20 protein-coding genes and 2 pseudogenes are annotated in these 25,356 nt (G+C 45.4%); 9 read left to right on the forward strand and 13 right to left on the reverse strand.

From position 1 onward, the window contains the following. The first annotated feature begins 58 nt into the window (after positions 1-58). The 3 genes and pseudogenes from KW548_06970 to udp all read left to right on the forward strand — a co-directional run bounded on the left by KW548_06970 (position 59) and on the right by udp (position 4,913). Positions 59-1,524 (forward strand): annotated as a pseudogene (locus tag KW548_06970) (MATE family efflux transporter). A 57-nt stretch (positions 1,525-1,581) separates the two neighbouring features. Then, positions 1,582-3,887, forward strand: a pseudogene (locus KW548_06975) (zinc/cadmium/mercury/lead-transporting ATPase). Between the two features lie 267 nt (positions 3,888-4,154). Next, positions 4,155-4,913 carry a uridine phosphorylase gene (gene udp / locus KW548_06980; GenBank protein ID QXX07702.1) on the forward strand — a complete coding sequence of 253 codons (759 nt, stop codon included), beginning with the start codon at positions 4,155-4,157 and terminating at the stop codon, positions 4,911-4,913. 86 nt (positions 4,914-4,999) lie between these two features. Here the strand turns inward: udp and KW548_06985 are convergent, their stop codons facing one another. The 4 genes from KW548_06985 to metG all read right to left on the reverse strand — a co-directional run bounded on the left by KW548_06985 (position 5,000) and on the right by metG (position 11,257). Next, positions 5,000-5,812 carry a hypothetical protein gene (locus tag KW548_06985; protein QXX07703.1) on the reverse strand — a complete coding sequence of 271 codons (813 nt, stop codon included), beginning with the start codon at positions 5,810-5,812 and terminating at the stop codon, positions 5,000-5,002. 203 nt (positions 5,813-6,015) lie between these two features. Next, positions 6,016-7,923: a DUF3857 domain-containing protein gene (locus tag KW548_06990; GenBank protein ID QXX07704.1), complete on the reverse strand. Its 1,908-nt coding sequence runs from the start codon at positions 7,921-7,923 to the stop codon at positions 6,016-6,018. Continuing rightward, positions 7,920-9,002: a hypothetical protein gene (locus KW548_06995; GenBank protein QXX07705.1), complete on the reverse strand. Its 1,083-nt coding sequence runs from the start codon at positions 9,000-9,002 to the stop codon at positions 7,920-7,922. The genes KW548_06990 and KW548_06995 overlap by 4 nt, the downstream gene beginning before the upstream one ends. 194 nt (positions 9,003-9,196) lie before the next feature. Continuing rightward, positions 9,197-11,257, reverse strand: a complete 2,061-nt coding sequence (gene metG, locus KW548_07000) for a methionine--tRNA ligase (protein ID QXX07997.1) — start codon at positions 11,255-11,257, stop codon at positions 9,197-9,199. Between the two features lie 155 nt (positions 11,258-11,412). Here metG and apbC point away from each other — a divergent pair, with 155 nt between their 5' ends. From apbC to KW548_07015, 3 genes are all read left to right on the forward strand, one after another. Beyond that, the gene (gene apbC / locus KW548_07005; GenBank protein ID QXX07706.1) at positions 11,413-12,486 is read left to right on the forward strand and encodes an iron-sulfur cluster carrier protein ApbC; all 1,074 of its coding nucleotides are present in this window, start codon (positions 11,413-11,415) and stop codon (positions 12,484-12,486) included. Positions 12,487-12,720: 234 nt separating this feature from the next. Continuing rightward, positions 12,721-13,362 carry a uridine kinase gene (gene udk / locus KW548_07010; GenBank protein ID QXX07707.1) on the forward strand — a complete coding sequence of 214 codons (642 nt, stop codon included), beginning with the start codon at positions 12,721-12,723 and terminating at the stop codon, positions 13,360-13,362. A gap of 146 nt (positions 13,363-13,508) precedes the next feature. Beyond that, positions 13,509-15,701 (forward strand): AsmA family protein, encoded by a 2,193-nt coding sequence (locus tag KW548_07015; protein ID QXX07708.1) that lies wholly within the window; start codon positions 13,509-13,511, stop codon positions 15,699-15,701. A 175-nt stretch (positions 15,702-15,876) separates the two neighbouring features. Here the strand turns inward: KW548_07015 and cobO are convergent, their stop codons facing one another. The 5 genes from cobO to folK all read right to left on the reverse strand — a co-directional run bounded on the left by cobO (position 15,877) and on the right by folK (position 18,879). Next, a complete protein-coding gene (gene cobO / locus KW548_07020) occupies positions 15,877-16,482 on the reverse strand; it encodes a cob(I)yrinic acid a,c-diamide adenosyltransferase (protein QXX07709.1) in 606 nt (201 codons plus the stop codon). A 72-nt stretch (positions 16,483-16,554) separates the two neighbouring features. Continuing rightward, the gene (gene folM / locus KW548_07025; GenBank protein QXX07710.1) at positions 16,555-17,268 is read right to left on the reverse strand and encodes a dihydromonapterin reductase; all 714 of its coding nucleotides are present in this window, start codon (positions 17,266-17,268) and stop codon (positions 16,555-16,557) included. After that, positions 17,265-17,903: a GTP cyclohydrolase I FolE gene (gene folE, locus KW548_07030; GenBank protein ID QXX07711.1), complete on the reverse strand. Its 639-nt coding sequence runs from the start codon at positions 17,901-17,903 to the stop codon at positions 17,265-17,267. Before folE ends, folM begins: the two co-directional genes overlap by 4 nt. After that, positions 17,900-18,277, reverse strand: a complete 378-nt coding sequence (gene folX, locus KW548_07035; GenBank protein QXX07712.1) for a dihydroneopterin triphosphate 2'-epimerase — start codon at positions 18,275-18,277, stop codon at positions 17,900-17,902. Before folX ends, folE begins: the two co-directional genes overlap by 4 nt. 89 nt (positions 18,278-18,366) lie before the next feature. Next, positions 18,367-18,879 (reverse strand): 2-amino-4-hydroxy-6-hydroxymethyldihydropteridine diphosphokinase, encoded by a 513-nt coding sequence (folK, locus tag KW548_07040; protein ID QXX07713.1) that lies wholly within the window; start codon positions 18,877-18,879, stop codon positions 18,367-18,369. A gap of 492 nt (positions 18,880-19,371) precedes the next feature. Here folK and KW548_07045 point away from each other — a divergent pair, with 492 nt between their 5' ends. Continuing rightward, positions 19,372-19,836 carry a low molecular weight phosphotyrosine protein phosphatase gene (locus KW548_07045; protein QXX07714.1) on the forward strand — a complete coding sequence of 155 codons (465 nt, stop codon included), beginning with the start codon at positions 19,372-19,374 and terminating at the stop codon, positions 19,834-19,836. A gap of 1 nt (position 19,837) precedes the next feature. On the opposite strand, the gene KW548_07050 is transcribed toward KW548_07045, so the two are convergent. The 3 genes from KW548_07050 to sodB form a co-directional block, all read right to left on the reverse strand. Beyond that, positions 19,838-20,500 carry an SDR family oxidoreductase gene (locus KW548_07050; GenBank protein ID QXX07715.1) on the reverse strand — a complete coding sequence of 221 codons (663 nt, stop codon included), beginning with the start codon at positions 20,498-20,500 and terminating at the stop codon, positions 19,838-19,840. Positions 20,501-20,698: 198 nt separating this feature from the next. Continuing rightward, positions 20,699-21,208, reverse strand: coding sequence for a hypothetical protein (locus KW548_07055; GenBank protein QXX07716.1), 510 nt, complete (start codon positions 21,206-21,208; stop codon positions 20,699-20,701). A 132-nt stretch (positions 21,209-21,340) separates the two neighbouring features. Next, complete coding sequence (gene sodB / locus KW548_07060; GenBank protein QXX07717.1) at positions 21,341-21,925, reverse strand: superoxide dismutase [Fe]; 585 nt, start codon at positions 21,923-21,925, stop codon at positions 21,341-21,343. Positions 21,926-22,180: 255 nt separating this feature from the next. Here sodB and KW548_07065 point away from each other — a divergent pair, with 255 nt between their 5' ends. Further along, positions 22,181-22,516 (forward strand): Grx4 family monothiol glutaredoxin, encoded by a 336-nt coding sequence (locus KW548_07065; protein ID QXX07718.1) that lies wholly within the window; start codon positions 22,181-22,183, stop codon positions 22,514-22,516. A gap of 93 nt (positions 22,517-22,609) precedes the next feature. Then, complete coding sequence (locus KW548_07070) at positions 22,610-24,574, forward strand: DNA topoisomerase III (protein QXX07719.1); 1,965 nt, start codon at positions 22,610-22,612, stop codon at positions 24,572-24,574. Here KW548_07070 and KW548_07075 read toward each other — a convergent pair. Then, positions 24,571-25,356 (reverse strand): helix-turn-helix transcriptional regulator, encoded by a 786-nt coding sequence (locus KW548_07075; GenBank protein QXX07720.1) that lies wholly within the window; start codon positions 25,354-25,356, stop codon positions 24,571-24,573. The two genes, KW548_07070 and KW548_07075, sit on opposite strands and share 4 nt — an antisense overlap.

Raw genomic sequence — 25,356 nt, forward strand, 5'->3', positions numbered from 1 at the left:
GAGGCGCAACGATGCGCCTCTTGTTGTTATTGATATCAGCAAAACCCGTAGGAGAAGCATGCAGGATCAGAGCGCTAAATTTGTTGAAGGCTCAACCATGCGCCACATACTAGTGATGTCAGGAGCAGGCTCTGTGGGTTTAATGGCCCTGTTTGTTGTCGACTTACTGGATATGTTGTTTATCAGCATGTTAGGGCAAGTTGAATTAGCTGCTGCGGTCGGTTTTGCTGGTACATTGGTGTTTTTCTCCACCTCTATTTCTATTGGTACCTCGATCGCTATGGGGGCATTAGTCTCTAAAGCGATAGGGGCTAAACAGCGTGATCATGCAAGGCGATTGAGTAGCAGTATTATTGCCACCGCTTTTGTTATCAGCAGTGTGGTCAGCGCGGTTATGTTTCTCTACATTCCTGAATTGCTGCACGCGATTGGTGCTAAAGGGTACGTGGCAGAGCGCGCCGAAGCTTATTTGAGGATTCTTATTCCGAGTGGCCCTGTGATTGCCATTGCTATGTCCGCGGGCGCAGGCTTAAGAGCCGCGGGAGATGCGAAGCGTTCAATGTGGGCGACCTTGGCCGGCGGTATTGCAAACGCCATTCTCGATCCGATTTTCATTTTTGGTTTTGGCTGGAATGTGGAAGGTGCGGCTATTGCCACTGTTTTTGCTCGTTTTATCGTACTGTTTTTCTCCATCACCCCCTAATTCGTATTCATCGGTTGGTGGCACCACTCTCGCTATCTGTATGGAGCAATAACCTTAAAGCTATTCTGATGATTGCAATTCCGGCCGTGATTACTAATATCGCGACTCCGATTGGTAACGCGATTGTCACTACATCGATTGCACAATACGGCGAAGATTTTGTTGCAGGTTATGCGGTTATCGGACGCTTGATTCCAGTGTGCTTTGCTGTGATTTTTGCTTTGTCGGGTGCGGTCGGGCCTATCATAGGCCAAAACTTCGGAGCAGAGCGGTTTGATCGTGTGCGTGATACGTTAAACAACTCACTAATCGTGACCACTACTTATACTATTCTGGTTTGCTTCATTCTCTACTTCGCACAATCGTTGGTGATTTCTGGGTTCAGCTTGAAAGGTGATGCCGCCGTTATCGTCTCTGCCTTTTGTACCTATGTGGCCGCAAGCTTTATTTTTAATGGCGCTCAATTTGTCGCCAACACCTCATTTAACAATCTCGGTAAACCGCTCTATTCTACAGCGCTAAACTTAGGTAAAGCGACGTTAGGGACGTTACCGTTTGTCTATTTAGGCTCGAATTGGTTCGGGGCATTGGGCGTGCTTTATGGTCAAGCGCTTGGATCGATTGTGTTCGGCATCCTAGCCACCTTGGTATTGCGCATGCATTTAGCCGACTTAATCAAAGGTGGTACTGCAGAGCTAGTGGAGGAGGACCCCTCGATCACCAGTATTAATTCGCAACCGTTTTGTACTCATGACGCTGTTTTGATTGATGAAGTGGCGAGACAGAAAGAAATTTTGCCTCAGGAAGCAAAAAATAGTTGACCTTGGAGTTGACTCCAAGGTTTATGATTAAGGTGTACATTCAATGGAGATAAGTTTATGTGCACCAAACATCAAGCATGTCGTTCAGACAAAGTGGCGGTTAATCCTTCAAATACAGGCTCTTGTGCCAGCCCAAAAATTTCAACCATTAAGATGGCAGGCGTTGAAACGGTAGATTCTGGCTGCTGCAGCTCAGACAGTTGTGGCAGTGGCACTGACCCAGCCGATGAGGAAAGTGACTCCGGTCTGTCACAAGACCCTCGAATGACACAAAGCTGGAAAATCGGTGGTATGGACTGCCCATCCTGCGCGCGAAAAATTGAAACTGCCGTTAACAAAGTTGATGGCGTTGTTGAAGCCAAAGTTCTGTTTGCGACAGAAAAATTGGTTGTAAAAGTAGACCACTCTGGTGTGGCGCAACTGGTTGAACAAACTATTCGTGATACTGGCTTTAGCTTTGCCAGTCCCAACTCTTCTTCTAATCAAAAAACGACTTCTGGTTGGAAACATATCTTCAAGCAAAACGCCCAGATTATTGCGATTGCATCGGCGATGGCGGTTGCGGCAGTGCTCAAACCGGCTCTTCCTCTAGTCAGCGAATGGATGTTTATCCTGACGTGTTTGGCTGGCCTGTATCCCATCGGTAAGAAAGCGATTGTATTAGCCAAATCAGGTACGCCCTTTGCCATTGAAACTCTGATGAGTGTGGCAGCACTGGGTGCTCTTTATCTGGGGGAGACCGTTGAAGCGGCCATGGTATTACTGCTGTTCTTGATTGGTGAGCAGTTAGAGGCTTTTGCAGCTTCTCGTGCCCGCAGCGGCGTGCAAGCCTTGATGGAATTGGTGCCGGAAACCGCGACCAAAATTATTGACGGCCAGCGTGTTGAAGTCTCAGCCAGTGAGTTGCAACCTGGCGATATCATCGAGGTGTCGCCTGGAGCAAGATTGCCCGCAGATGGCAAATTAATCGGTGAAGTCGCCAGTTTCGATGAAAGTGCACTCACCGGCGAGTCAATCCCAGTCGAGCGTTACCAAAATGAATCTGTCATGGCTGGTGCTGTTGTAGTGGACAAAGTGGTGCGCTTCACGATTACCTCTAAACAAGGTGAGAATGCCATTGATCGTATTCTTCATCTAATTGAAGAAGCAGAATCACGTAAAGCGCCTCTGGAACGTTTCTTAGACAAATTTAGCCGTTGGTACACGCCACTCATGATGCTGGTGTCACTGTTTGTGATTATCGTGCCGCCAATGTTCTTTGCTCAGCCATGGGAAACTTGGGTCTACCGTGGTCTGGCGTTGCTGTTGATTGCATGCCCTTGTGCACTGGTGATCTCCACACCAGCAGCGATTACATCGGGGCTGGCTGCGGCAGCAAAACGTGGGGCTCTAATCAAAGGTGGAGCGGCGCTAGAACAGCTTGGAAAGATTGAAACCATCGCCTTCGACAAGACGGGTACTTTGACCAAAGGTAAACCGGAAGTAACCGACATCATTACTCTTGGTGATGTGCAAGAGTTGGAGTTGCTTGAGAACATTGCGGCTATTGAGGTGGGTTCCAGCCATCCTCTAGCAGTCTCGCTGGTGAACAAAGCAAAATCAACGGGCATTAACTTACCAGAGGCTTCGGACAAACAGGCGTTGATTGGTAGTGGTATTCGCGGTGTAGTGAATGGGGTTGTGTATCAAGCGATTGCACCAAGCAAACTGGGATTCGAGCTGAGCAGCGACATCCAAACTCGTGTTCGTCAGATGGAAGAGCACGGTAAGACAGTGGTAGTTGCTGTCCAAAACGAAGACACAGTACTAGGCTTGATTGCTTGGCAAGATACGTTAAGAGAAGATTCCGCCAAAGCTGTGAAAGCGTTGAAAGGTTTAGGTATCAATTCGATTATGCTAACAGGTGATAACCCTCGCAGCGCGCAAGCGATCAGTTCAATGATCGACATTGATTTCAAAGCCAGCCTTCTGCCTCAGGACAAAGTCACCTATGTTGAGGCGCTTTCCGCTAATGCAAACGTTGCTATGGTCGGTGACGGTATCAATGATGCACCTGCGATGAAAGCATCAAATATCGGTATCGCTATGGGGGGGGAACAGACGTGGCTCTCGAAACCGCGGATGCTGCAATTACTCACAACCGTTTAGTGGAGCTGGCAGGTATGATTGAGCTGTCGCGTGCGACACTAAGCAATATTCGTCAGAATATCTTCTTAGCTCTGGGTCTGAAGGGAGTGTTCTTAGTGACCAGTTTATTGGGTATTACTGGCCTCTGGGTGGCAGTATTAGCAGATAGTGGGGCAACAGCGATTGTGACGTTGAATGCGCTTCGGCTATTGAAATTTAAGTCCCAGCAGGAATAGCGAGTCACTGCATTCCTGACTAAACTCTCAGCCTCTGTATCCATGGTATAGAGGCTGTTTTTTATGCAACATGAGCAGGCTATTTGTATAAAAATGTGATGCCAAACGATTTTATGTGTAATGTTAATACTGTTTGCGCTCATCAATGTGAGACTTGTCACTCTTTGGCGGGCGTGAGTCAGATAAAGTATTCCTGTACCCAATGAAATTTATAGAACGAACAGGTTCGTGTGTTGAATCAAGTTTCGTCAAACTAAGGAGCCCCCTATGTCTCAAGCCGTATTTCACTTAGGCGTTACTGAAGCTGATCTTGCTGGTGCCACGTTGGCGATCATTCCAGGTGACCCCGCGCGCGTTCAAAAGATCGCCGAAGAAATGGAGAATCCGGTATTTTTGGCGAGCCACCGTGAATACACACTTTACCGTGCTGAGTTAGATGGTAAGCCGGTTGTGGTTTGTTCTACTGGTATTGGTGGTCCTTCTACTTCGATCGCTGTCGAAGAGTTGGCGCAACTAGGTGTTCGTACTTTCCTACGAGTAGGGACAACGGGTGCAATTCAGCCACACGTTAATGTTGGTGACATGATTGTTTCAACAGGTTCTGTCCGCCTAGATGGCGCTAGTCTTCACTTTGCTCCGATGGAATTCCCAGCAGTGGCTGATTTTGAAGTGGCGACAGCGATGAAAGCCGCTGTTGAAGAGTCTGGTGCAAATGTACACATGGGTGTCACTGCATCTAGTGATACCTTCTACCCAGGTCAGGAACGCTACGATACATTCTCAGGTCGCGTAGTGAAGCGTTTCCAAGGCTCGATGAAAGAATGGCAAGATATGGGCGTGCTGAACTTTGAAATGGAGTCTGCAACATTGCTAACCATGTGTGCGAGCTCAGGTCTGAAAGCGGGCTGTGTGGCGGGTGTTATTATCAACCGTACTCAGAAAGAGATCCCAGACCATTCAACGCTAAAAGAAACAGAAGCGCGTTCAATCAAAGTTGTGGTTGAAGCTGCACGCAAGATGCTTTAATAGCAAACTTTTCCCTTTCTAAAGCCCTGCTCTTTGAGCAGGGCTTTTTTATTTCGCAATACACACACCTATAACGGGATGTTCGGCTAACTAAAAGCCACTTTAGGGAGAGGCAAATACAAACTTTCTGTCATGTTGGACAACATCTGGTCATACACCTGAGAAATAATCAGGGAGATATCTGTCGTCAGTTGGTAGAGCTCTTCCACTGAAAGCGCCATATCATCAGAAGCACCTATTTCGGACAAAGTATGCATGGACTTTGAGCTTAGCGGTGAGGCAATCGACATTGGACAAATTAAAGAGAGTTGATTAAGTTTTCGTCTCGACTTCTCACAATAGTATTTAACTCTTAGCATTCCCTCTGGGTAGTGTGCTTCTTGAATGCATACGCGTAACTGAGTAAGCACTTCCATACTATCTAACACTTGTTGCCAGTTTAGATGGTATTCGTCACTCAATTCTTCTCTTCCGGATTCAATCAGCCATGCAATAGCCACCTCATCCATCATGAACATACAATGGCGGATGGCATGCCCATGAATGACTTGATTGCGCGCAACAGAGCGTTGTGACCATTCTTTATGTAGTCCTTTCAGTTTGAGCTGCAGTATTCGGTACATAGGTTTGTTTTCAAACTGTGCCACAGCGATAAGCTCACCCGATTTTTCCATCATTTGGTCATAGATTCGTTCTAACTCAGGAAAGCTCTGAGATTGATGTTGAAGGGACAGTGCTTGATGAGTGAGCGATCTGTGCTGTCGACTCAGCAGCAAAACTTGCCTAAGTAATACGAGAATGTCGAATTTTCTCTGTAGTGTCGTTTGACGGTGTTTTGAAAAGTGAAACAGCGTCAGCAAAATGCCAATGGATATAACGAGAGAAATGAGTACAAACATGACTGACTCCTTGTTGCTTGATACCTCTCAATGCTAGGAGCAGCTTTGATGCCAGAATTTTATCTATTATATTTCAACTACTTATTGTTTTTAGGTGTGCAGTTATGCTCTCAGAAGGTGCACGAACTCACCAAAAGTGTGAAATAGGGCACAAAAAAAGCCCCGCTATAAAAGCGGGGCTTCGAGAACGAGCGTGATAAGAACTAAGCTTTGCTAAAAGCAGTAAATTGAATCTGAGAATGGTCTTCAAGTATCTGGATAAAGCTATTAAACGATTCAATCTCTTTCCCTGGAACCGTTTGAGCACGTATCTTCACCTGAGTGGTTACGTTGAACTTATTGTCTGACTTCATTTCTACAGTGCGTATCATACTACCGTACTTGTGCTGAAATGTTACTGTTGAAGGTAGGTACTTTACAAGCCACGGGCTGTTAGCGAGATCAAACGTATATTTACTGGATACACTAATGCCTGAAAAAGTTTCACTGTGCCACTCATTTTCAAGTTTCATTGAACTGAGTTCATACGCTAACCAAGCATCATTTTCATAGTAGCTGAGCTTCTTATCTGTAGGGTCAAGGAAGGGCTCGAATTCAGCATCTGAGTTGATTTTAAGTAACGCGTTCATATCGTTGACGTGAGTAACCAAGAAATCCGGTGTTGCCAGTGAACTAACTTCAGCATCGTACTCTTCTTCAAGGAACTGTTGTTGTTCCTCCTTACTTAGTGACAGCAATTTTCGACGGTAGTAGGCCGCATACTCCCCTGTGTAGATACGAGACTGCTGTTCCAATTGTCCGCCTTGTTGGTCGAATTGCAATGTGACCTCAGAATCAACCTTCCAACGATAGGGACTTGCGTTGATGCTTTTTGGGCGCTGGTTGTTTTCGAGGGCTAAACTCGCTTTACCTTGAATCCAAGTAGGTGTCGACTGCCAATTAGTGTAAGTATCTGTCGGATCGAGGCAGTATTTTTTGCCGGATAAGTCGAAGCACACAACGACGTGATTAAAGTGATTCATCGCAGGAAGCAACATAGAGTCTTGGTTAAAGCGATCTGTATCAACTAAGACAAGTCTCGAATCTATACCAGCTTTCGCTAACAGCGCTTTGAGTAGCGTTGACTTATCTTTGCAGTCTCCATAGCGATTATTGATGGTCTCATAAAATGTGTGTGGGGTAATGGAGTGCTCAGCTTCAGACATTGATACGTAGCGAATATCACGAGCGACGAATTCTAGTATATTGGCTATGACTTCATCCGTGTCTTTCGCTTTTTGCGAAAGTTCTGCGTACAAGGAATCGAGGCCTCTAACGTCATTTTCCGCATCTGACATAGCTGCATTTGCTTGATCTATTACTTGCTGCCAATTGGAAAAATTTGATATTTCTATTCGACCTATATGGTCCTGCCATCGAGTTGAGTTATCATTTTGATATGGTTCGATATTTTCACCACGACATTGCATACCATGCGCTTGGTCTGTACAGACAACATCCTTTGTATTTGCTTTCCATTGGATGACTTCTTCAGGACGCCAATTGGCTTCCAACAGGTAATTAAGTATTGGGTATGAGCGTCGAGTGTAGCTTTGATTTGACCAGTGGTCGTTTTGCTCTGAGCGTGTAGTTGTAGTCCTATACTTAACAATTGAAATGCTGCCTTTCTTTAGAGACGGAAGCGGAATGAGCAGTTGTTGTTGATCTGTAAAAGTATTTTCACTATGAGTATCAAGTAGCTTTGTTAACTTAGGGTCGACATTGACGAGTTCACCTTGTGGAGAAATGGTCGTGGCAGCAATGATATCAACCTGTTGTTCATATCTGTCGAAATAGATCGATTTTGACCCGTATTCCTTGGTGTCTGTAAAGTCCGGATAATAGTCGACAATAGTTACGATACGTTCGACGTTTCTGGCTTGTATATCGAAATATTGCTGGTACAACAACCTTGTCATTGTATCGGTGTTAGCCACTGAGTCCTTCAGCACATTTGCTTGTTCTATTAGTGTTCGATTTGCAGTTAGATCTTGTTGCCAAACAACACTTTCCTTTTGGTCTGCTGCAATGGCCCCAAAACTCACTAAAGTGAAGATAATTAACTTTTTCATCGTGTTTTGAACTCCCTGACCATCTGAGTGATCTCTTGACTACTTTGTGAAAAAGAATAGGGTGAGCCAGCGTATATACCTATAATTTCATACGTTTTGTTTGCGGTTTCAATAACACTAACAAACCCCACTTGATCTTCACCATTTGCTTGTCCGCTACAAATAAGGTCAACCTTTACAGACAGTTGGTCACTTAACAGGTATTTATCCTGGTGACATTTTGTTTGCGATAGCTCGTTTTCTACCCAACTTCGTCTAGCGTGAATATGCTCATCAAGCAGGTCAAACTTTTCGTCATAAGTAAATAACATTAGATAGCTCGATGTATTGATGTTACTAAACTCAGCTTCAGCGCTACCGTCAGAGTAGGTGCCTATTTCATCCTGATACCATCCGTCTTCAAAGAAACTGAGTGATGCTATTTGATCTTGAGAGATGGAAATGGAAGTGTTTTTTTCAAGTCTTGGCGTATCTTTATATTTGTATATATCAATAAGCTCGGAAGCAATTGCGATGATGTAGAGAGGCACAAAGATAACGGTAAACAGCCATTTGAGGATAACTTTAATTTTGTGTTCTTTAGTCCAGTTAACATTAGGTATCGCATGTTTCAGGGTCGATATACGCTTGGCAAACAAAGAGAAGCTAACGGAAAAAATGGTGAGTATCAGTACGTCGAGCCATACTGGGCTATGTAAGCTTGATGATATTGCTAAATAAGTACTACTTAGTAACATCAACATCACGATTAGAGCGTTGAACTTCTTACTATGAGGAGAGCGGTATTCAGCTTCGAGTTCATTTAAAGCTGTATGCAACGCCGGTAGACTAAATAATGAAATGACGGGTGTTAAAGAAAACAACCACAACCACGGTGTAAACCTTTTCTTTCCTAGCTTGTTAAATTCGTGTGTTCGAAATATGAAATAGAAGCTGGAGTAACTGCCAAAAGTAGCAAAACTGAGCAAGAACTCCCATATAAAAGAGCGAGTTTGATTAAGCCTTATATTGTTTGTAGACGTTGTATGGTGTACCGAAGAGTCGGTATTGTTTTCAATTGTAATCGCGGTGTCAGACATTAGAGCAAATCCTTGTTATTTGCCCCAAAGCTAAAGGTTTATTTTATATATATCAATATTAAGTTATTTATTTATTGATTTTTATTTTGTATGTTAATTCATGGCTTTGCGTATTGTGATGCACTCATTATGGCTACATTAACAAAAAAGCCCCGCTATAAAAGCGGGGCTTGAGTAACTAAAAGTCAGCTGACTTACATGACGCGCATGCCTGGCTGGGCACCTTCGTGTGGTTCTAGGATCCAAAGATCGCTGCCACCCGGGCCCGCTGCTAGTACCATGCCCTCAGACATACCAAACTTCATCTTACGTGGTTTAAGGTTTGCCACCATAACCGTGTGCTTACCAATCAGATCTTCAGGCTTGTAAGCTGACTTAATGCCTGCAAATACCTGACGGACTTCACCACCGATATCCAGCTTCAATTTGAGAAGTTTGTTTGCTTTTGGCACTTCTTCACACTCAACGATCTTAGCGATACGAAGATCAACTTTGGCAAAGTCATCGAATTCGATTTCGTCTGCAATTGGCTCTTTATCAAGTTCCGTCTGGCTTGCTTGGTTCTTTGCTGCTTCTGCCGCTTCTTTTGCTGCAACTTCCGCTGCTGCATCTTCTTTTGAAGCTTCAACCATGGCTTCAACTTTCTTAGGATCGATGCGATTGAACAGTGCTTTGAACTTAGTGATTTCGTGACCCGTTAGTGGAGCAGCGATACCTTCCCAAGTCAGTTCTTCGTTTAGGAAGCCTTCCGTTCGTGCTGCAAGCTCTGGCATGACTGGTTTCAGGTAAGTCATTAGAACGCGGAATAGATTAATACCCACAGAACAGATGTCTTGTAGTTCTTGGTCTTTACCTTCTTCTTTGGCTACAACCCACGGTGCTTTTTCATCAACGTATTGGTTGGCTTTGTCTGCCAGTGCCGTGATTTCACGGATAGCACGGCCAAACTCACGAGTTTCGAAAAGCTCTGCAATACGATCAGCAGCAGCAACGAATTCGTTGTATAGCTCTGGCTCAGCGAAGTTTTCAGACAGCTTGCCTTCGAAACGCTTACTGATGAAGCCTGCGTTACGAGACGCTAGGTTAACAATCTTGTTGACCACGTCTGCGTTCACACGCTGAGTGAAGTCTTCAAGGTTAAGATCGAGATCATCGATACGACTGTTTAGCTTAGCGGCGTAGTAGTAGCGTAGACACTCTGGGTCTAGGTGGTTCAAGTAAGTAGCGGCTTTGATGAATGTGCCTTTCGACTTAGACATCTTCGCACCGTTTACGGTTACGTAGCCGTGCACAAATACGTTGTTTGGCTTTCGGAAACCACTGCCTTCAAGCATTGCCGGCCAGAATAGCGAGTGGAAGTAAACAATGTCTTTACCAATGAAGTGGTAAAGCTCAGTTGTGCTGTCTTTCTTCCAGTACTCGTCGAAGTCTAGGTCATCGCGCTTGTCACATAGATTTTTGAATGAACCCATGTAGCCGATAGGGGCATCTAGCCAAACGTAGAAGAACTTGTCTTTCTCACCTGGGATTTCAAAGCCGAAATACGGCGCATCACGAGAGATGTCCCACTGTTGAAGACCAGACTCAAACCACTCTTGCATCTTGTTTGCTGTTTCAGCTTGAAGTGAGCCAGAGCGAGTCCACTCTTGGAGCATGCTTTCGAACTGAGGTAGGTCGAAGAAGAAGTGCTCAGAGTCTTTCATCACTGGTGTCGCACCAGATACTGCTGACTTAGGATCAATCAGTTCAGTTGGGCTGTACGTTTCACCACAGTTGTCACAGTTGTCACCGTATTGCTCTTCTGACTTACACTTAGGGCAAGTACCTTTTACGAAACGGTCCGGTAGGAACATCTCTTTTTCAGGGTCAAACAGCTGAGAGATAGTGCGGCTAGAGATAAAGCCATTCTTTTTCAGCTCTAGGTAAATGTGTGAAGCCAGCTCACGGTTCTCTTCAGAGTGTGTGCTGTGGTAGTTATCAAAGCTAATATCGAAGCCAGCGAAGTCTTTCTGGTGCTCTTCACTTACTGCAGCGATCATCTCTTCTGGCGTAATACCCATCTGTTGTGCTTTTAGCATGATTGGCGTGCCGTGAGCATCGTCAGCACAGATGAAGTTTACAGTGTTGCCACGTAGGCGTTGGTAGCGAACCCAGATGTCAGCTTGAATGTGCTCAAGCATATGACCTAGGTGAATCGAACCGTTAGCGTACGGAAGGGCACAAGTGACCAGTAGTTTTCTTGGATCGTTTGCCATACTTAATAATCGCTTCTTAAGGTGTATAAAAATAGAGAGTAATACTACCTTATCCCACCAGTGACTCCAAGGAGTCATCAGCGTGATTACCTTAGTTTTTTCGGGGTTCAGTCCTGCGCCGCTCAGTGCTACGATTAGATGCATAAGGAGGACCTATGCGTCAGTTCACTTCAAAGCAAGATTTCTGTACTTGGTTAAACCAATTTGAGCACCCGAGTTTAGCTCCGCAATGGGCATCTGTGGCAAATATTGTCACGGTTGGAGCTAACGCTATCCAAATCGCGATTCCCTTCGCCGCCAAAGCGTTGGTTAGCGATTTGTCAGAGTGGGTTCATGATCAGCAGCAAAGTGGTGGGGTCACCGCTTTTGAGTGTGAGATTTCTGTTGAACCTAAACCATTGGAAACTCATGTTGTGCATGAAGTCAAAGGTGTCAAAAATGTCATTGCAGTCACATCTGCGAAAGGTGGTGTCGGCAAATCGACAACTTCAGTTAACCTAGCGCTTGCCATGGCGCAATCTGGAGCAAAAGTCGGGCTACTTGATGCGGATATTTATGGCCCGTCCGTACCCATGATGTTAGGTCAGCAACAGGCAACACCAGTCGTTCGCGATGACAAGTGGATGCAGCCTATTGCTGCGCATGGCATTTATACACATTCGATTGGTTATCTGGTGTCGAAGGATGAAGCAGCAATCTGGCGCGGGCCGATGGCCTCCAAGGCGCTGGCTCAACTGTTGAATGAGACGGAATGGCCTGAGCTAGATTATTTGGTGATCGATATGCCGCCGGGGACAGGAGATATCCAACTGACACTTGCGCAGCAAATTCCAGTGACTGGAGCTGTGATAGTCACTACGCCACAAGATCTCGCATTAGCCGACGCGCGCAAAGGTGCGGCTATGTTTGAGAAGGTACAAGTACCTGTATTAGGGTTAGTTGAGAACATGAGTTATCACATTTGCAGTCACTGTGGTGGTAAAGAACACATCTTTGGTGCTGGAGGGGCTGAGAAAATGTCGAGTGAGTATGGTCTTGACTTACTGGCTCAAATTCCTTTGCACATCTCTATGCGTGAAGACATTGATAATGGCTGTCCAACGGTGGCTGCGCGCCCAGACTCCGAACATGCCGCTCAATACATTCAACTAGCTGAATCCGTCTGTGCTCGAATGTACTGGTATGGTAAAGAAAAGCCCGCTTCTATCCAATTTACCATGGTCGAGTAACGATAAAACGAGTGCTTTTTAAGCACTCGTTTCTTCATCTTATGGCCTGTAAACGTTTGCGTTGAGCTTATTTATTCCATTTGTAGGTTTGGGTTAAATACTCACTAGTAACTGCAAGCCGAACTCCCTATAATCAGGCGGTTTATCTATTACACACTAATACACAATGTGCGCTTTATGCACACTGCTAGTATTAGAATATGACACCAATTCAATTCATCGGGTGCAAGAATAATGTCTGATAATAATCAATGCGTCATCGTCGGTATTGCTGGCGCGTCTGCTTCTGGAAAAAGTTTAATCGCCAGCACTATCTATAACGAACTTCGTGAGAAAGTGGGCGATCATCAAATTGGTGTGATTACGGAAGATTGCTACTACAACGATCAGGGTCACCTGAGCATGGAAGAGCGTGTTAAGACCAACTACGACCACCCGAGCGCGCTGGATCACGATCTTTTGTGTGAGCATCTTGAAATGCTGACTCGTGGTGAAGCTGTCGAAGTACCAGAGTATAGCTACACGCACCACACACGCACAGACAATACCTCATCGATGACACCAAAAAAGGTGATCATTCTGGAAGGTATTCTTCTTCTGACTGATCCACGCTTACGTGATTTGATGCACGCGACCGTGTTTATGGACACCCCTCTCGACATTTGTCTGCTACGCCGTGTGAAGCGTGATGTGGAAGAGCGTGGTCGTACTATGGAATCCGTGCTGAAGCAATATCAAGAAACGGTACGTCCTATGTTTATGCAGTTTATCGAACCGTCAAAACAGTACGCGGATATCATTGTCCCTCGTGGTGGAAAAAACCGTATTGCGATCGACGTACTGAAAGCGCATATTGCAAAACTTTTGAAAGCTTAACCCTTTGTCTCATTCAGACGCTTTATTTTTTACGCAAGAAGTGGCACTTTAAGTGCCACTTTCTTTTATGTTTCATAAACGTTTTTCGACAAGACTTATAATTGGGGTATTTGTCCACCAATACCCGAATAGCAAGGACAATGCTGATGAAGAAACTGTTGCTATATATAGCGATTCCTCTAGTAATCATTATCGGTGCACTATTGGCACTGGTGCTGTTGGTTAACCCAAACCAATTTAAACCCCTCATTGTTGAGCAGGCGCAAAAACAAACAGGCCTTGAGCTAATCATTGAAGGCGATATCAGCTGGCAATTCTACCCGTCTATCGGCTTTGAGCTAGGCAAAACAGAACTGCGTAATCCGCAGGGTTTTAGCCAGCCAAATATGTTTAAAGTTGACACGGTAGGCGTAGATGTTTCTGTTATGCCTTTACTCAGTCAACAACTTGAAATTGGCAATGTTACTCTCACGGGTGCTGAGTTTTACCTCGAAACACTCAAAGATGGTCGAAAGAACATTGATGTATTGACTCAGGCTCAAACTACGCAGGTGGAGGCCGCCGCAACGGCAACGGATACACCAAGCCCCGAAGCATCTACGGAAAACGCTCCGTCAGAGTCAAGCCCAAGTCCTGTCTCTGCTTGGACGATTAATCTTGCAGGAGTCACCGTCTCCAATGCTGCGGTTGAAATCCAAGATAAACAGGCAGGCTCTTACACTAAGCTCTACGACGTGTCGCTTAACTTGTCTGAGTTTGCTATCGACACTTGGACCAAAGCAGAATTTGCTGCCAAAGGCGAAAACAACCAGCAAAAATTCACGGCGCAAGGCAGTGCTGAATTTAAGCTAGCAAAAGGCTTTGCTGAGTATGCGTTGCGTAATATTGATCTCAATGCGAGCTTTAGTGATCCGGCAACCAAGATGGATTCAATCAAGCTTGGGTTAGAAACGTTTGAGTTTGATAAAGCAAACGCTTTGACTTACAGCCTTGCAGGTCAAGCGGCTGGTCTCGACATCAATATGAAAGGCGCAGGTGCGCTGATGGTCGACACCGCGATTTCTAAAGTGGTGATGAATAAGCTGACTTTGGATGCGACATTCAAAGGTGATGCACTGCCTCAATCGCCAATGAAAGTGGATATGGCCTCTGATTTGACGTTTGACCTGACGAAAAGCCACTTGAGCTTTGTGTTAGAGACATTAACCGCCAATGCACTGGCTTTTGATGGTAAAGCGGATGTAACGCTAGGTGATATTCCAAAAGTGCGTTTTGCTCTGCACAGTCCTAACATCGATTTGGATGAGTTTCTTGGTCTGAATAAGCCAGCAGAGAATGCTTCACAACCTGATACATCGGGTCCAGCAAATACAGACTCGACAAGCTCTAATAGCGACCCTGTATCTACAAATAGTGCTGCTGCATCGTCAAGTAAGCCACAAGCTGAAGTAGAACCTGATTTGTCAGCGTTGAAGACGTTGGACGTCAAAGGTGACATCACTATTGATAAGTTCAAAGCCAGCAACGCCAGAATGCAAAACGTCACAGCGAGCTTCTATGTCAATCGAGGGATTGCAGAGTTGACATCGTTCTCGTCAAACTTGTACCAAGGTTCAATTACTGCAACCGCTAAATTGGATGCACGTAAGAGCCCAGCATCTTACACAGCGAAGAAGCAAATCAAAGGTGTTAAAGTTCTGCCACTACTCAAAGACGTGGCAAACAATGACATGCTGGAAGGTACGGGCAACATTGATGTTGACGTTAAAGGCAGCAGTCTGACCCCAACGGGTATTCAGAAAAACTTGGTCGGGACTGTAGGTATTAACTTCACCGATGGCGCCGTTAACGGTATCAACGTTGCACAATTGATTCGTGAAAACTACGCCAAAATAAAAGGCCAGAAAGTTGAGTCTAGCAATGAGACACAAAAGACGGACTTTAGTGCGATGAAGGCGACGCTGAAACTGAACAAGGGTAATGTCTCGACCAACGATTTAACGATGCAATCACCACTGTTGCGTATTCGTGGCAACGGTAGTGCCAATTACCTGAACCAAACCGTTGATTTCACCGTCAGTACTTCAATTGTCGGTTCTCTAGAGGGGCAGGGTGGCAAAGACATTGATGAGTTACGTGATGTGACGATCCCAATCAACATTTCTGGCTCTTGGCAGCAGCCTAAATTCAAGCTGGTTTTCGATGATGTTCTGAAGCAAAAAGCGCAGAAAGAAATTGATCGCGGTCTGAAGAAACTTGATGAGAAGCTGGGTGAGAAAATCAAAGATGAAAAGACCAAAGAAGTGATCAATGGTTTACTGAAAGGTTTGTTCAACTAATCGATTTGGATAGCAGTTGAAAGCGCACCCAAGGGTGCGCTTTTTATTTGGCGTCCGTTTATAACGTTACCATAAATGCTTGCAGATTCACCGGACGAATGTGCCTAGGTTGAAGGGAGGGGAAATGAAAACGTTGTTCTATCACCTAGTCTTCATTTTTGAACACCGTAGATGATTACCAATCAACACCCTTAAGTGCCTTCACTCCGGACTCAAAGGCATGCTTAACGTTCTTCACTTCAGAGACAGTATCTGCCATTTCGATCAAAGTGCGATGTGCGCCACGACCAGTGATCACCACGGATTGCATTTTGGGGCGCTTGTTCAATGCTTCTACGACTTCGTCAAGCTCAACGTAACCGTAGCTGACCATATAAGTGAGTTCATCGAACAGAACCACATCGATAGATTCATCGGTCAGCATTCGTTTACACTCTTGCCAGACTTTTTGTGCGGCTTCAGTATCGGTGGTCTTATTCTGAGTTTCCCAAGTAAAACCCGTCGCCATCACTTGGAATTCAACCCCGAGCTTCTCTAGCAAATTACGCTCACCGTTGTCCCATGTCCCCTTAATAAACTGGGCGACGGAACACTTGAGGCCATGACCTACAGCACGGGCAATAGTACCAAATCCGGAAGTGGATTTACCTTTGCCGTTACCCGTGATGACCAGTAGCAAACCTTTTTCTTCCTGAGCAGCCGCTACTTTTGCGTCGATTTGCTGTTTTACTTTTTGCTGACGCGCTTTATGTCGTTCTTGCTTTGAATTTTGATCAGGCATGAATCATTCCCTAAGTGAGTTTAGCCTTATCATAACCAAAAAAAATGCTGCTAAATACCAGCAATCATTGTGTCATTTCAAATGTCTACCACCATCGAGATGGATATTCCTGCCAGTCATGTATTTGCTAGACAGGATAAAACGAACGGCTTCTACTATCTCTTCAAAGCCTGCTTCTCTGGGGATGAGCGCTTTGGCGAGGGCCTTTCGTTTGTAGGCTTCATCATCATGCTGATTAAACTTGATCAGGGCTGGGGAAATGGTGTTCACCTTAATATTTGGCGCTAACATAGCTGAGAATGAAAGTGTTAGGTTATTGAGCGCAGCTTTACTTGCCGCATAGGCTGCGTGCTTTTTGCTGCCTTTTTCAGCGACATAATCACTGATGTGGATAATGTCACTACTGTCTGGCCCCTGATTAAGTAAGCCTTGCAGTGCCAAGTTCATTTGATACGGGGCGCTGACATGAATCGCCATCATTTTTTGTAATATCTGAGCGTGATTACTAGAATCCGCTGGCTTATCAGGGTACCAGTCTGAAGCATTGTGAATAATGCACCTTAGCTGGGCGTATTCATTGTTGAGGTATTGAATAAAGGCATCAATGCTTTGTTGATGATAGAAGTCAACCTGATGTAAATCGGCCCCTTGCGCTTGCAAAGATTCGAGCTCAGGGTAGACGGTACGATAAGTACCAACGACCCTGTACTCATTAGCAAGAAAATCTTGTGCTAAGGCTAACCCCAATCTTTTACCAACGCCCGTGATCACTACCGTTCCTTTCATCCTAAAAACTCCGCACGGGTCTGTGGATTGGTTTTGAAAATACCGCCCAGTGCCGTAGTCGATGTTTCCGAGCTGGTGTCCATTACACCTCGAGACTTGACGCAGTAGTGCGTTGCTTTTATCGACACCGCAACATTTTCTGTTTCCGTTAGGGTCTGAATCGCGACTAAGACCTGCTGAGTGAGACGCTCTTGTACCTGTGGACGCTGTGCAAAGAAGCGTACGATACGATTGATTTTTGACAACCCCAAGATCTTGTTGTCTGGTATGTAGGCGACCTGAGCTAGGCCGTCGATAGTAATAAAATGGTGCTCGCAGGTCGATGTGAGGTTCACATCTGATACTTTGACCATCTCATCCACGGCCATTTTGTTTTCAATCACACTGATCTTGGGAAAGTTTTGGTATTCCAGACCAGAGAAAATCTCATGCACGTACATTTTTGCAATGCGGTGGGGGGTTTCAGACAAGCTGTCGTCGGTAAGGTCCAGCCCTAATGTACTGACTACTTCAGTAAGTAAGCCTCGAATACGATGGTACTTTTCATCTGACGTCATGTCGGATGGAACGAGTGGCGTTTCCAACCCCCGTGCGATTAACGCTTGTTGTACTTTGTGCGCTTCTGGTGAAATCATGCTTGCTCTCCTGCTTCTGCTTTGTAGTTCAAGGTCAGAGAAACAGAGTCTGCAAATCTCAAAGCATGAGGTTTGTCGATTTTTACTTGAGCATATGAGACCCAAGGGTGATCGACACAGATCCCAAGAACATCACTGGTCAACTTTTCCAGCAGTAAGAAACGGCCGTTTTCGACGTGGTGAATAATGCCTTTACAGATGGTCTTGTAATTCAAAGCGTTGTCAATATTGTCTTCTAAGCACAGTTTGTTAGCCGGGTAGTGAATTTCTGCGTTGATAATGATGTCTTGCTGCTTGGTTTTCTCTTCTTCGTTGAACCCAATATAGGTACGAAGTCTGAGATTGGTGATTGTTATTATGGCATTGTGATTCATCTTAACTTCCCAATTTAGGATTACGGTAATCTCTACGTAATAGTAGCTTGCTGAGATCAGTTTGCATTTGGAAAGGTGTAGATGTGAATCTAAGCACGCTTTAGTGATGATTTATGCCATATGTGATCAGTCTTTTTTACCTGTTGAGTGTCTTTGTCGTACTCTCTCCAAAGTTGTGCATAGGTCTTTGTTGTGAGTGGATGGATATCATCAGGGATAATGTCTGCAAGCGGGCGAAGTACAAAGGCGTTTTCAGTAATTTCTCCTCGTGGGAGTTCTACGCCATCAATGATACCGACCAGATCATCGAAAGTAAGTATGTCGAGATCCAGTGTTCTGGAGGCGAATTTCTCTCCAATTCTTACGCGACCACTATCATCTTCAATCTGTCTGAGTATGTTTGCTAGTTCGCTTACGGATTGAGAGCACTCAAATCCTACGACTAAATTGAGGAAGTTTTCGCCTTTAAAACCCACAGGAACACAGTCGTAAAGGTTGGAAACGGTCAGAGGCGCGAAAAAGTGCTCAAGTGCGTTCAACGCTTGACTAACGTGAAACTCTCTGTCGATGTTGCTGCCAATACTGACGGTAACGTAATGCATGGTTGATGTCCTATCCGGTTTATGAGTCACAACGTGGGTCGGTAAACTCGTTCATTCTCTCGCAAGTGGCAAACGTGCAATCACTGTGACAAGTCGATGATATTTTGTGTTCATCAGCTTGGTGAGAAAGCTTGATATTGTGAGGTTTAGCGTTACGACTAGCATTGCCCGGTCGGGACCCACTCATGTATTTAAGACCAAGTCGTACACGATTTCTACATTTTGCTATCTCTCTTCAATGAGCGTCACAATCAATGCTGGTTCTTCAGTCGTTGCGACTTGAATAGCCATTTGGTCTACGGAGGGTTGGGCTAAAAAGATCATCCATCGACTGACCGCCGATGTGCGCAAAAACAGACGATGAGCTCTGACTTTGTGACAATGGTGTGGGTTACTTTAGGTGAAAATGCCTCCTCTAAGCCGAAGTTTGATAGCAGGTTTTAATGCTAAAATAATGTGCATGTTGGGCATGACAATTTTAGGAGTAACACTATGAAAAATCGAAATAAACCATCAATACTTGTCGTGTGTATGGGGAACATTTGTCGTTCTCCAACCGGAGAAGCGATTCTGCGAGCGAAAGCAGAGCAAATGGGCGTAGATGTCGAAGTCGATTCGGCTGGTACCATTGGCTACCACCAAGGTAACCCTCCAGATCCCCGCTCGCAAGCTGCGGGAGAACAAAGAGGTTACTCATTTCAAGGGATTCGTTCTCGCCAAGTGGTCGATAACGATTTTGAGTATTTCGATCTGATTTTAGCAGCGGATAAAGACAACTTAGCCGATTTAAAAGCACAATGCCCTTTACAGCATCAAGGTAAGATCCGGCTGTTTCTTAGTTTTGGCGAAGCCGCTGAAGAAGAAATCCCAGATCCTTATTACGGTGGAGACAAGGGATTTGAATTGGTGCTGGACTTGATCGAAGAAGCGTCAGAAAAGCTTCTTCGGTCCCTTTAGTTTAGGCGGCCATCACGCGGCCGCTGAAATAATCGTTTGAGACAATGTATTCTGTATTGCGGATCAGTTCATCGTGGATTTCAGCCCACTGTGTTTCTTCTTGTTCGTAGCAAGGGACCACACCACCGACGCGAATGTTAAACGGCGTGAGTTCTTTAGCCCAGCTCTGAGTAAAGCCGGCAACCATAGAGGTTGCGTTCTCAAACCCTGATAAATCATGGTAATTCGCGTGAGCAATCACATTTACAATCACGCCATTTTTTTTGTCTTGACGCATTTTTTCTGCCGTAGCTTGGCCAAAGCTAAACAATGTTGCGGCCATTAGAGATAAATGCTGCGTAAAAACATCTCCGGCCCGCTCATCAAAGAGCTTGGGCATCGCCTGACTGGTCAACGCATTGATCAACACATTGGGTGATTGATGAACCGATTGATCAATAAATCTGAACAGTGAGTGGATAGAATCCATGGAATGATCTGGCAAAGCATATTGATATATATCAGGGGAAATGGCTTTACAACGCACGAAGGTTTCGTTCAATTGCACTGCACTTTTGTCGCATAAAATGACGGTGGCACCTAGTGAAGCAAAGTGCGTAGCGAGTGTACTACCAAGCTGTGAGCCTGCCGAAGTGATTAAAATCACGGCACTTTTTATATCCATATAGAGAGCCTCCGTCCATAGCTGAAAAGGTTGTCCACATAGCATGGTAGATTAGTTGTTGCTTAAGTGTGAATAAGCTCAAATAACTTGTGCATATCTTGTGCTTAAAGTAAATAATTTGCGCTCATTCACATTTATAAGTGATAGGTTGAGTATTGAGTGGCGTAAGCCACAGAATTATGTGATCTCGCTAGATCTTTAAACTTGCGTTTGGATCTGGAAGGTGCGCTGAGCTTTGATCAACTGGTTGTAGAGATCAATTGGTATAAGCTCCTTAGCCTCTTTTTCACCTAGTTGTCGGCGCTGATGCCCAGATAAATTATTGTAAATCTCTTCGGGAAGGTCGTGCGTATCTTCTGGCAGGTAGGTCAAAACTTCTGGGTGAAGGTAGTGAGTGAGTTTGGCGCTCGGCAATCCCGCGCGATGAAACATATCGGCTTGCATCGCTGAAATCGGGTAGGAGCTCTGGTCAGAACGAATTTGCTGGGGAGGCGGTATTTCGAAGCGACGCCGCAACGCTTTTTCTGTCGTGTCTTGTTCGTTTACTTTCTCGATAGGTGTGTTATCACGAACGTCGTCAGAAAACATCGACAGAATCAAGGCGAAGTCGGCGCGACGTCCTTCATGAACAGCATGGTTAATCCCCTTGCCGAACTGAAGTTCGTTAATAATGCCTGCTTTGTCTAGAGTGTGAATCTGAGTTTGCATGTTACCTCGCTTGATGACTATGTAGCGGCAATATCGAGGTGAACTTTAGGGGAAATAACTGACTAGAAAAGAAAAAAGCCAGCGAAGTGCTGGCTTTTTAAGCGACTAAACTTATCATCCTATAGGCAAGGATTATTTAGCTAGGTTTTCTGCTACGAAGTCCCAGTTAACTAGTGCCCAGAAACCATTCATGTAGTCTGGACGAACGTTACGGTAATCGATGTAGTAAGCGTGTTCCCACAGGTCAACAGTAAGAAGTGGCGTTGTACCTTCTTCTGTTAGAGGTGTCGCTGCGTTAGACGTGTTTACGATCTCTAGAGAGCCATCAGCTTTCTTAACTAACCAAGTCCAAGAAGAACCGAAGTTGTTGATAGCAGAGTCTGTGAATTTTGCTTTGAACTCTTCGAAAGAACCGAATGCAGCATTGATTGCGTCTGCAACAGCACCTGTTGGCTCGCCACCTGCGTTTGGCGCTAGACAGTGCCAGTAGAACGTGTGGTTCCAGATCTGTGCAGCGTTGTTGAATACACCGCCAGTAGAAGTCTTGATGATGTCTTCTAGTGATTTACCTTCGAACTCTGTGCCTGGGATAAGACCGTTCAACTTAACGACGTAAGTGTTGTGGTGTTTACCGTGGTGGAAATCTAGAGTCTCTGCTGAGATATGTGGTTCTAGTGCGTCTTTTGCGTAAGGAAGAGCTGGTAGTTCAAATGCCATTGCTCGATTCTCCATTGATATGAAAGAGTTAAACTCTTTCGATTGCTTCCAGTGTTATTTATTATTCATGGCTCGCCAAAAAGCCAACCATGTAATTCTGCTGACTTGGGTATAGTCTAACAAGTTTTTACTTTAATAAAAGCGCCTCGACAAATTTCTTTCTTCTATAAAACCGCAGATATTATAGGCTTTTTATTCTCAGCCAATGGTTTAAAATGGGCGAATCACTGGCAGTCACTCCATGAAGAGGAAGTAATGGAAACCATCGACAAAATCAAACAACAAATCGAAGAGAACGCTATCCTTCTTTACATGAAAGGTTCTCCAAAGCTACCTAGCTGCGGCTTCTCATCTCAGGCATCACAAGCACTAATGGCGTGTGGTGAAAAGTTCGCTTACGTAGATATTCTACAAAACCCAGATATCCGTGCTGAGCTACCTGCCTACGCACAATGGCCGACATTCCCACAACTTTGGGTTGAAGGTGAGCTGATTGGTGGTTGTGACATCATTATTGAGATGTTCCAGAAAGGTGAACTTCAGCCTCTGATCAAAGAAGCAGCCGAGCGCGCTGGTACGGATGAAGAATAACTGAAAACCACTGTCTAAATTTACAGTTTTTCTTGATTTTTAAGGGCCACATTCGATAATGTGGCCCTTATTGTATCTGCCTGATTAAGTTTTATGACACGTCTGTTTATTGCTGAAAAACCGAGTTTGGGTCGAGCTATCGCTGCGGCCCTGCCTAATCCGCAGAAGAAAGATCAAGGCTTTATTCGTTGTGGCAATGGCGACGTAGTGACGTGGTGTATTGGTCACTTGCTAGAGCAGGTAGAACCAGACGCCTACGATGATAGATATAAAAAATGGAATCTGGCTGATTTGCCAATCGTTCCAGAACACTGGCAATTACGTCCTCGCAAGTCGGCCTCTAAACAGCTGACAGTGGTTAAGAAACTGCTCAAAGAGGCGTCTGAAATTGTTCATGCTGGCGATCCGGATCGTGAAGGCCAGTTGTTGGTGGATGAAGTGTTGGATTACTGCAAAGTCAGTAAGACGAAAAAAGAAGCCACGCAACGCTTATTGATTAGCGACCTCAACTTACCAGCAGTTAAACGCGCGCTGAATCAGATGCGCAGTAACCGCGAGTTTATTCCTCTTTCGGTTTCCGCTCTTGCTCGCTCCCGAGCTGACTGGCTGTATGGGATGAATATGTCCCGCGCTTATACGCTACTGGGGCAAAAAGCGGGCTATCAGGGGGTGTTGTCAGTCGGCAGAGTTCAGACGCCCGTGCTTGGGTTGGTGGTTCGTCGTGATGAAGAGATCGAGAACTTCGTTCCTCGTGACTATTTTACCTTACATGCCTTGATCCCCTATCAGGATGGCAATAGTGCGTTTGATATCCGTGCTCGCTGGAAACCGAGTGAAGCATGTAAGCCTTGGCAAGATGAAGAGGGGCGGGTTCTCAATCGTAAACTGGTCGAGAACGTTGCCAATCGCATTACGAATCAGCCTGCCAAGGTGGTCGAGTCGGAGCAAAAACAAACTAAGCAATCGGCTCCTTTACCTTATTCTCTCTCTGCGTTACAGATTGACGCAGCCAAGCGTTTTGGCATGAGTGCTCAACAGGTCTTAGATACCTGCCAATCTTTGTATGAAAAGCACAAGCTCATTACTTACCCTAGGTCAGATTGCCGATACCTGCCGATGGAACATTATGGACAGGCCAACAGTGTCTGCGATGCGATTTCGAATAACTGTAACGAGTTAGGTCAGGCGGTTCATGGCGCTGATTTAAGCCTCAAATCCAAAGCATGGAATGATAAAAAAGTGGACGCGCACCACGCGATCATTCCCACGCCTAAAAAGGCTTCCGTAAATGCGCTGTCAGGCAATGAGATGAAAATCTATCAGCAAATTGCTCGCCAGTATCTAATGCAGTTTTATCCAGCGGCGGTTTATGCAGAGGCGAAGCTGGTGTTTGACATTGCTGGCGGGACTTTTATTGCCAAAGGTCGCCAGCTTGTTTCGGCTGGCTGGAAAGCGTTGATGGGAAAAGTGGATGATGACGACACGGGCGTTGACGCGGTTCCCCCGCTTGATGAAGGCACAGTACTGACTTGTCGCGAAGGCGAGATCAAAGACCGTAAGACTGAGCCACCTAAGCACTTTACTGAAGCGACTTTACTGCAAGCGATGACAGGCATTGCCCGTTTTGTTGAAGACAAAGAGCTGAAAAAAATCCTCAAAGAAACCGATGGCCTAGGTACCGAAGCGACTCGCGCAGGGATTTTGGATACGCTGTTTAAGCGTCAACTGCTGCAACGACAGGGTAAAACTATCCTCAGTTCACCAGCGGGAAGAGGGCTAGTGCATGCATTGCCTTCCGAGTCGACTTATCCTGATATGACGGCACATTGGGAGCATCAGCTTCAAGGAATGGCTGAACGTAATCAAGCCTACAGCCCATTTATGCAGGCATTGCAAACGCGTATTGACGGTTTAATGCAGCAAGTCAAAGGCGGCGAAGTGCCTGAGTCGCTGCGTCATCTTCCTAAGGTGGAACGACCTGCCTTTAAGCGTAAGCGGAGAAGCAGTTCGAAAGCTGGTGGTCAGAAACGTGCGACCACGCGTCGTAAGAGCAGTTAATGCTCATTGCCGATAGTTCGTTGATACTCTCTTGGTGTGACGCCAAACTTTTCTCTAAAGCGCTGACGGAAGCGTTCCTCAGACTGATAACCGCACATTTGCGCTAACTGGTAGCCATCATATGGATGTTTTTGCATCAATTGCAATGCATGGTTAAGGCGCACCTGCGCCAGTAATTGCCGATACTGACTGCCTTCTTTTTTGAGCTTTCGGATCAGCGTTGCCCGGCTCATACCAAAATGATCAGCGACGCCTTCAAGAGAGTGATCGTCTGCTGGAGCGATGGAAAGGTATTGGGTGATAGTTTGTGTCAGTGATGCTTGGGCAGAGCGAAAAATTTTATGCAGAACGCCTTGTTCTGCCAACTGCTGATAAAGCGGCATTAACCAATACTGCTGAGTGCGGGGACTGCTCGCCTTTAAGTTAACTGTTGCAAGTGTATTGAGTGTGTCTCTGGTTGGTTTGTCGACCAAGTAGTAAGAGTGACTCGATGAGCGAGCGGTACTTTCGCTCAAGTCGAGCATTTCCTGACCAGGTAAATAGTGGAAGCTAAACACTCGTGATAGGAATGGCCCTTTTTCTGGAAGATTGGCAAAGTTCCATGAGCTGGCTGCGCTGCACAGTATGAGCGAGTCAGGCGTTAGCGTCACAGACTCTTCATGCCAGAACAGTCTTTTGTTGCCGGATAAAATCTGGATGATGCTAGGGGAGTGAATCGTCACATTTCTCAAAGCTTGTAAGTGCTGGGCACGAAACTCAGTGATCTGAAATTGGTGAGCCAT

It is taken from the genome of Vibrio neptunius, assembly GCA_019339365.1.
Taxonomy (GTDB): Bacteria; Pseudomonadota; Gammaproteobacteria; order Enterobacterales; family Vibrionaceae; genus Vibrio; species Vibrio neptunius.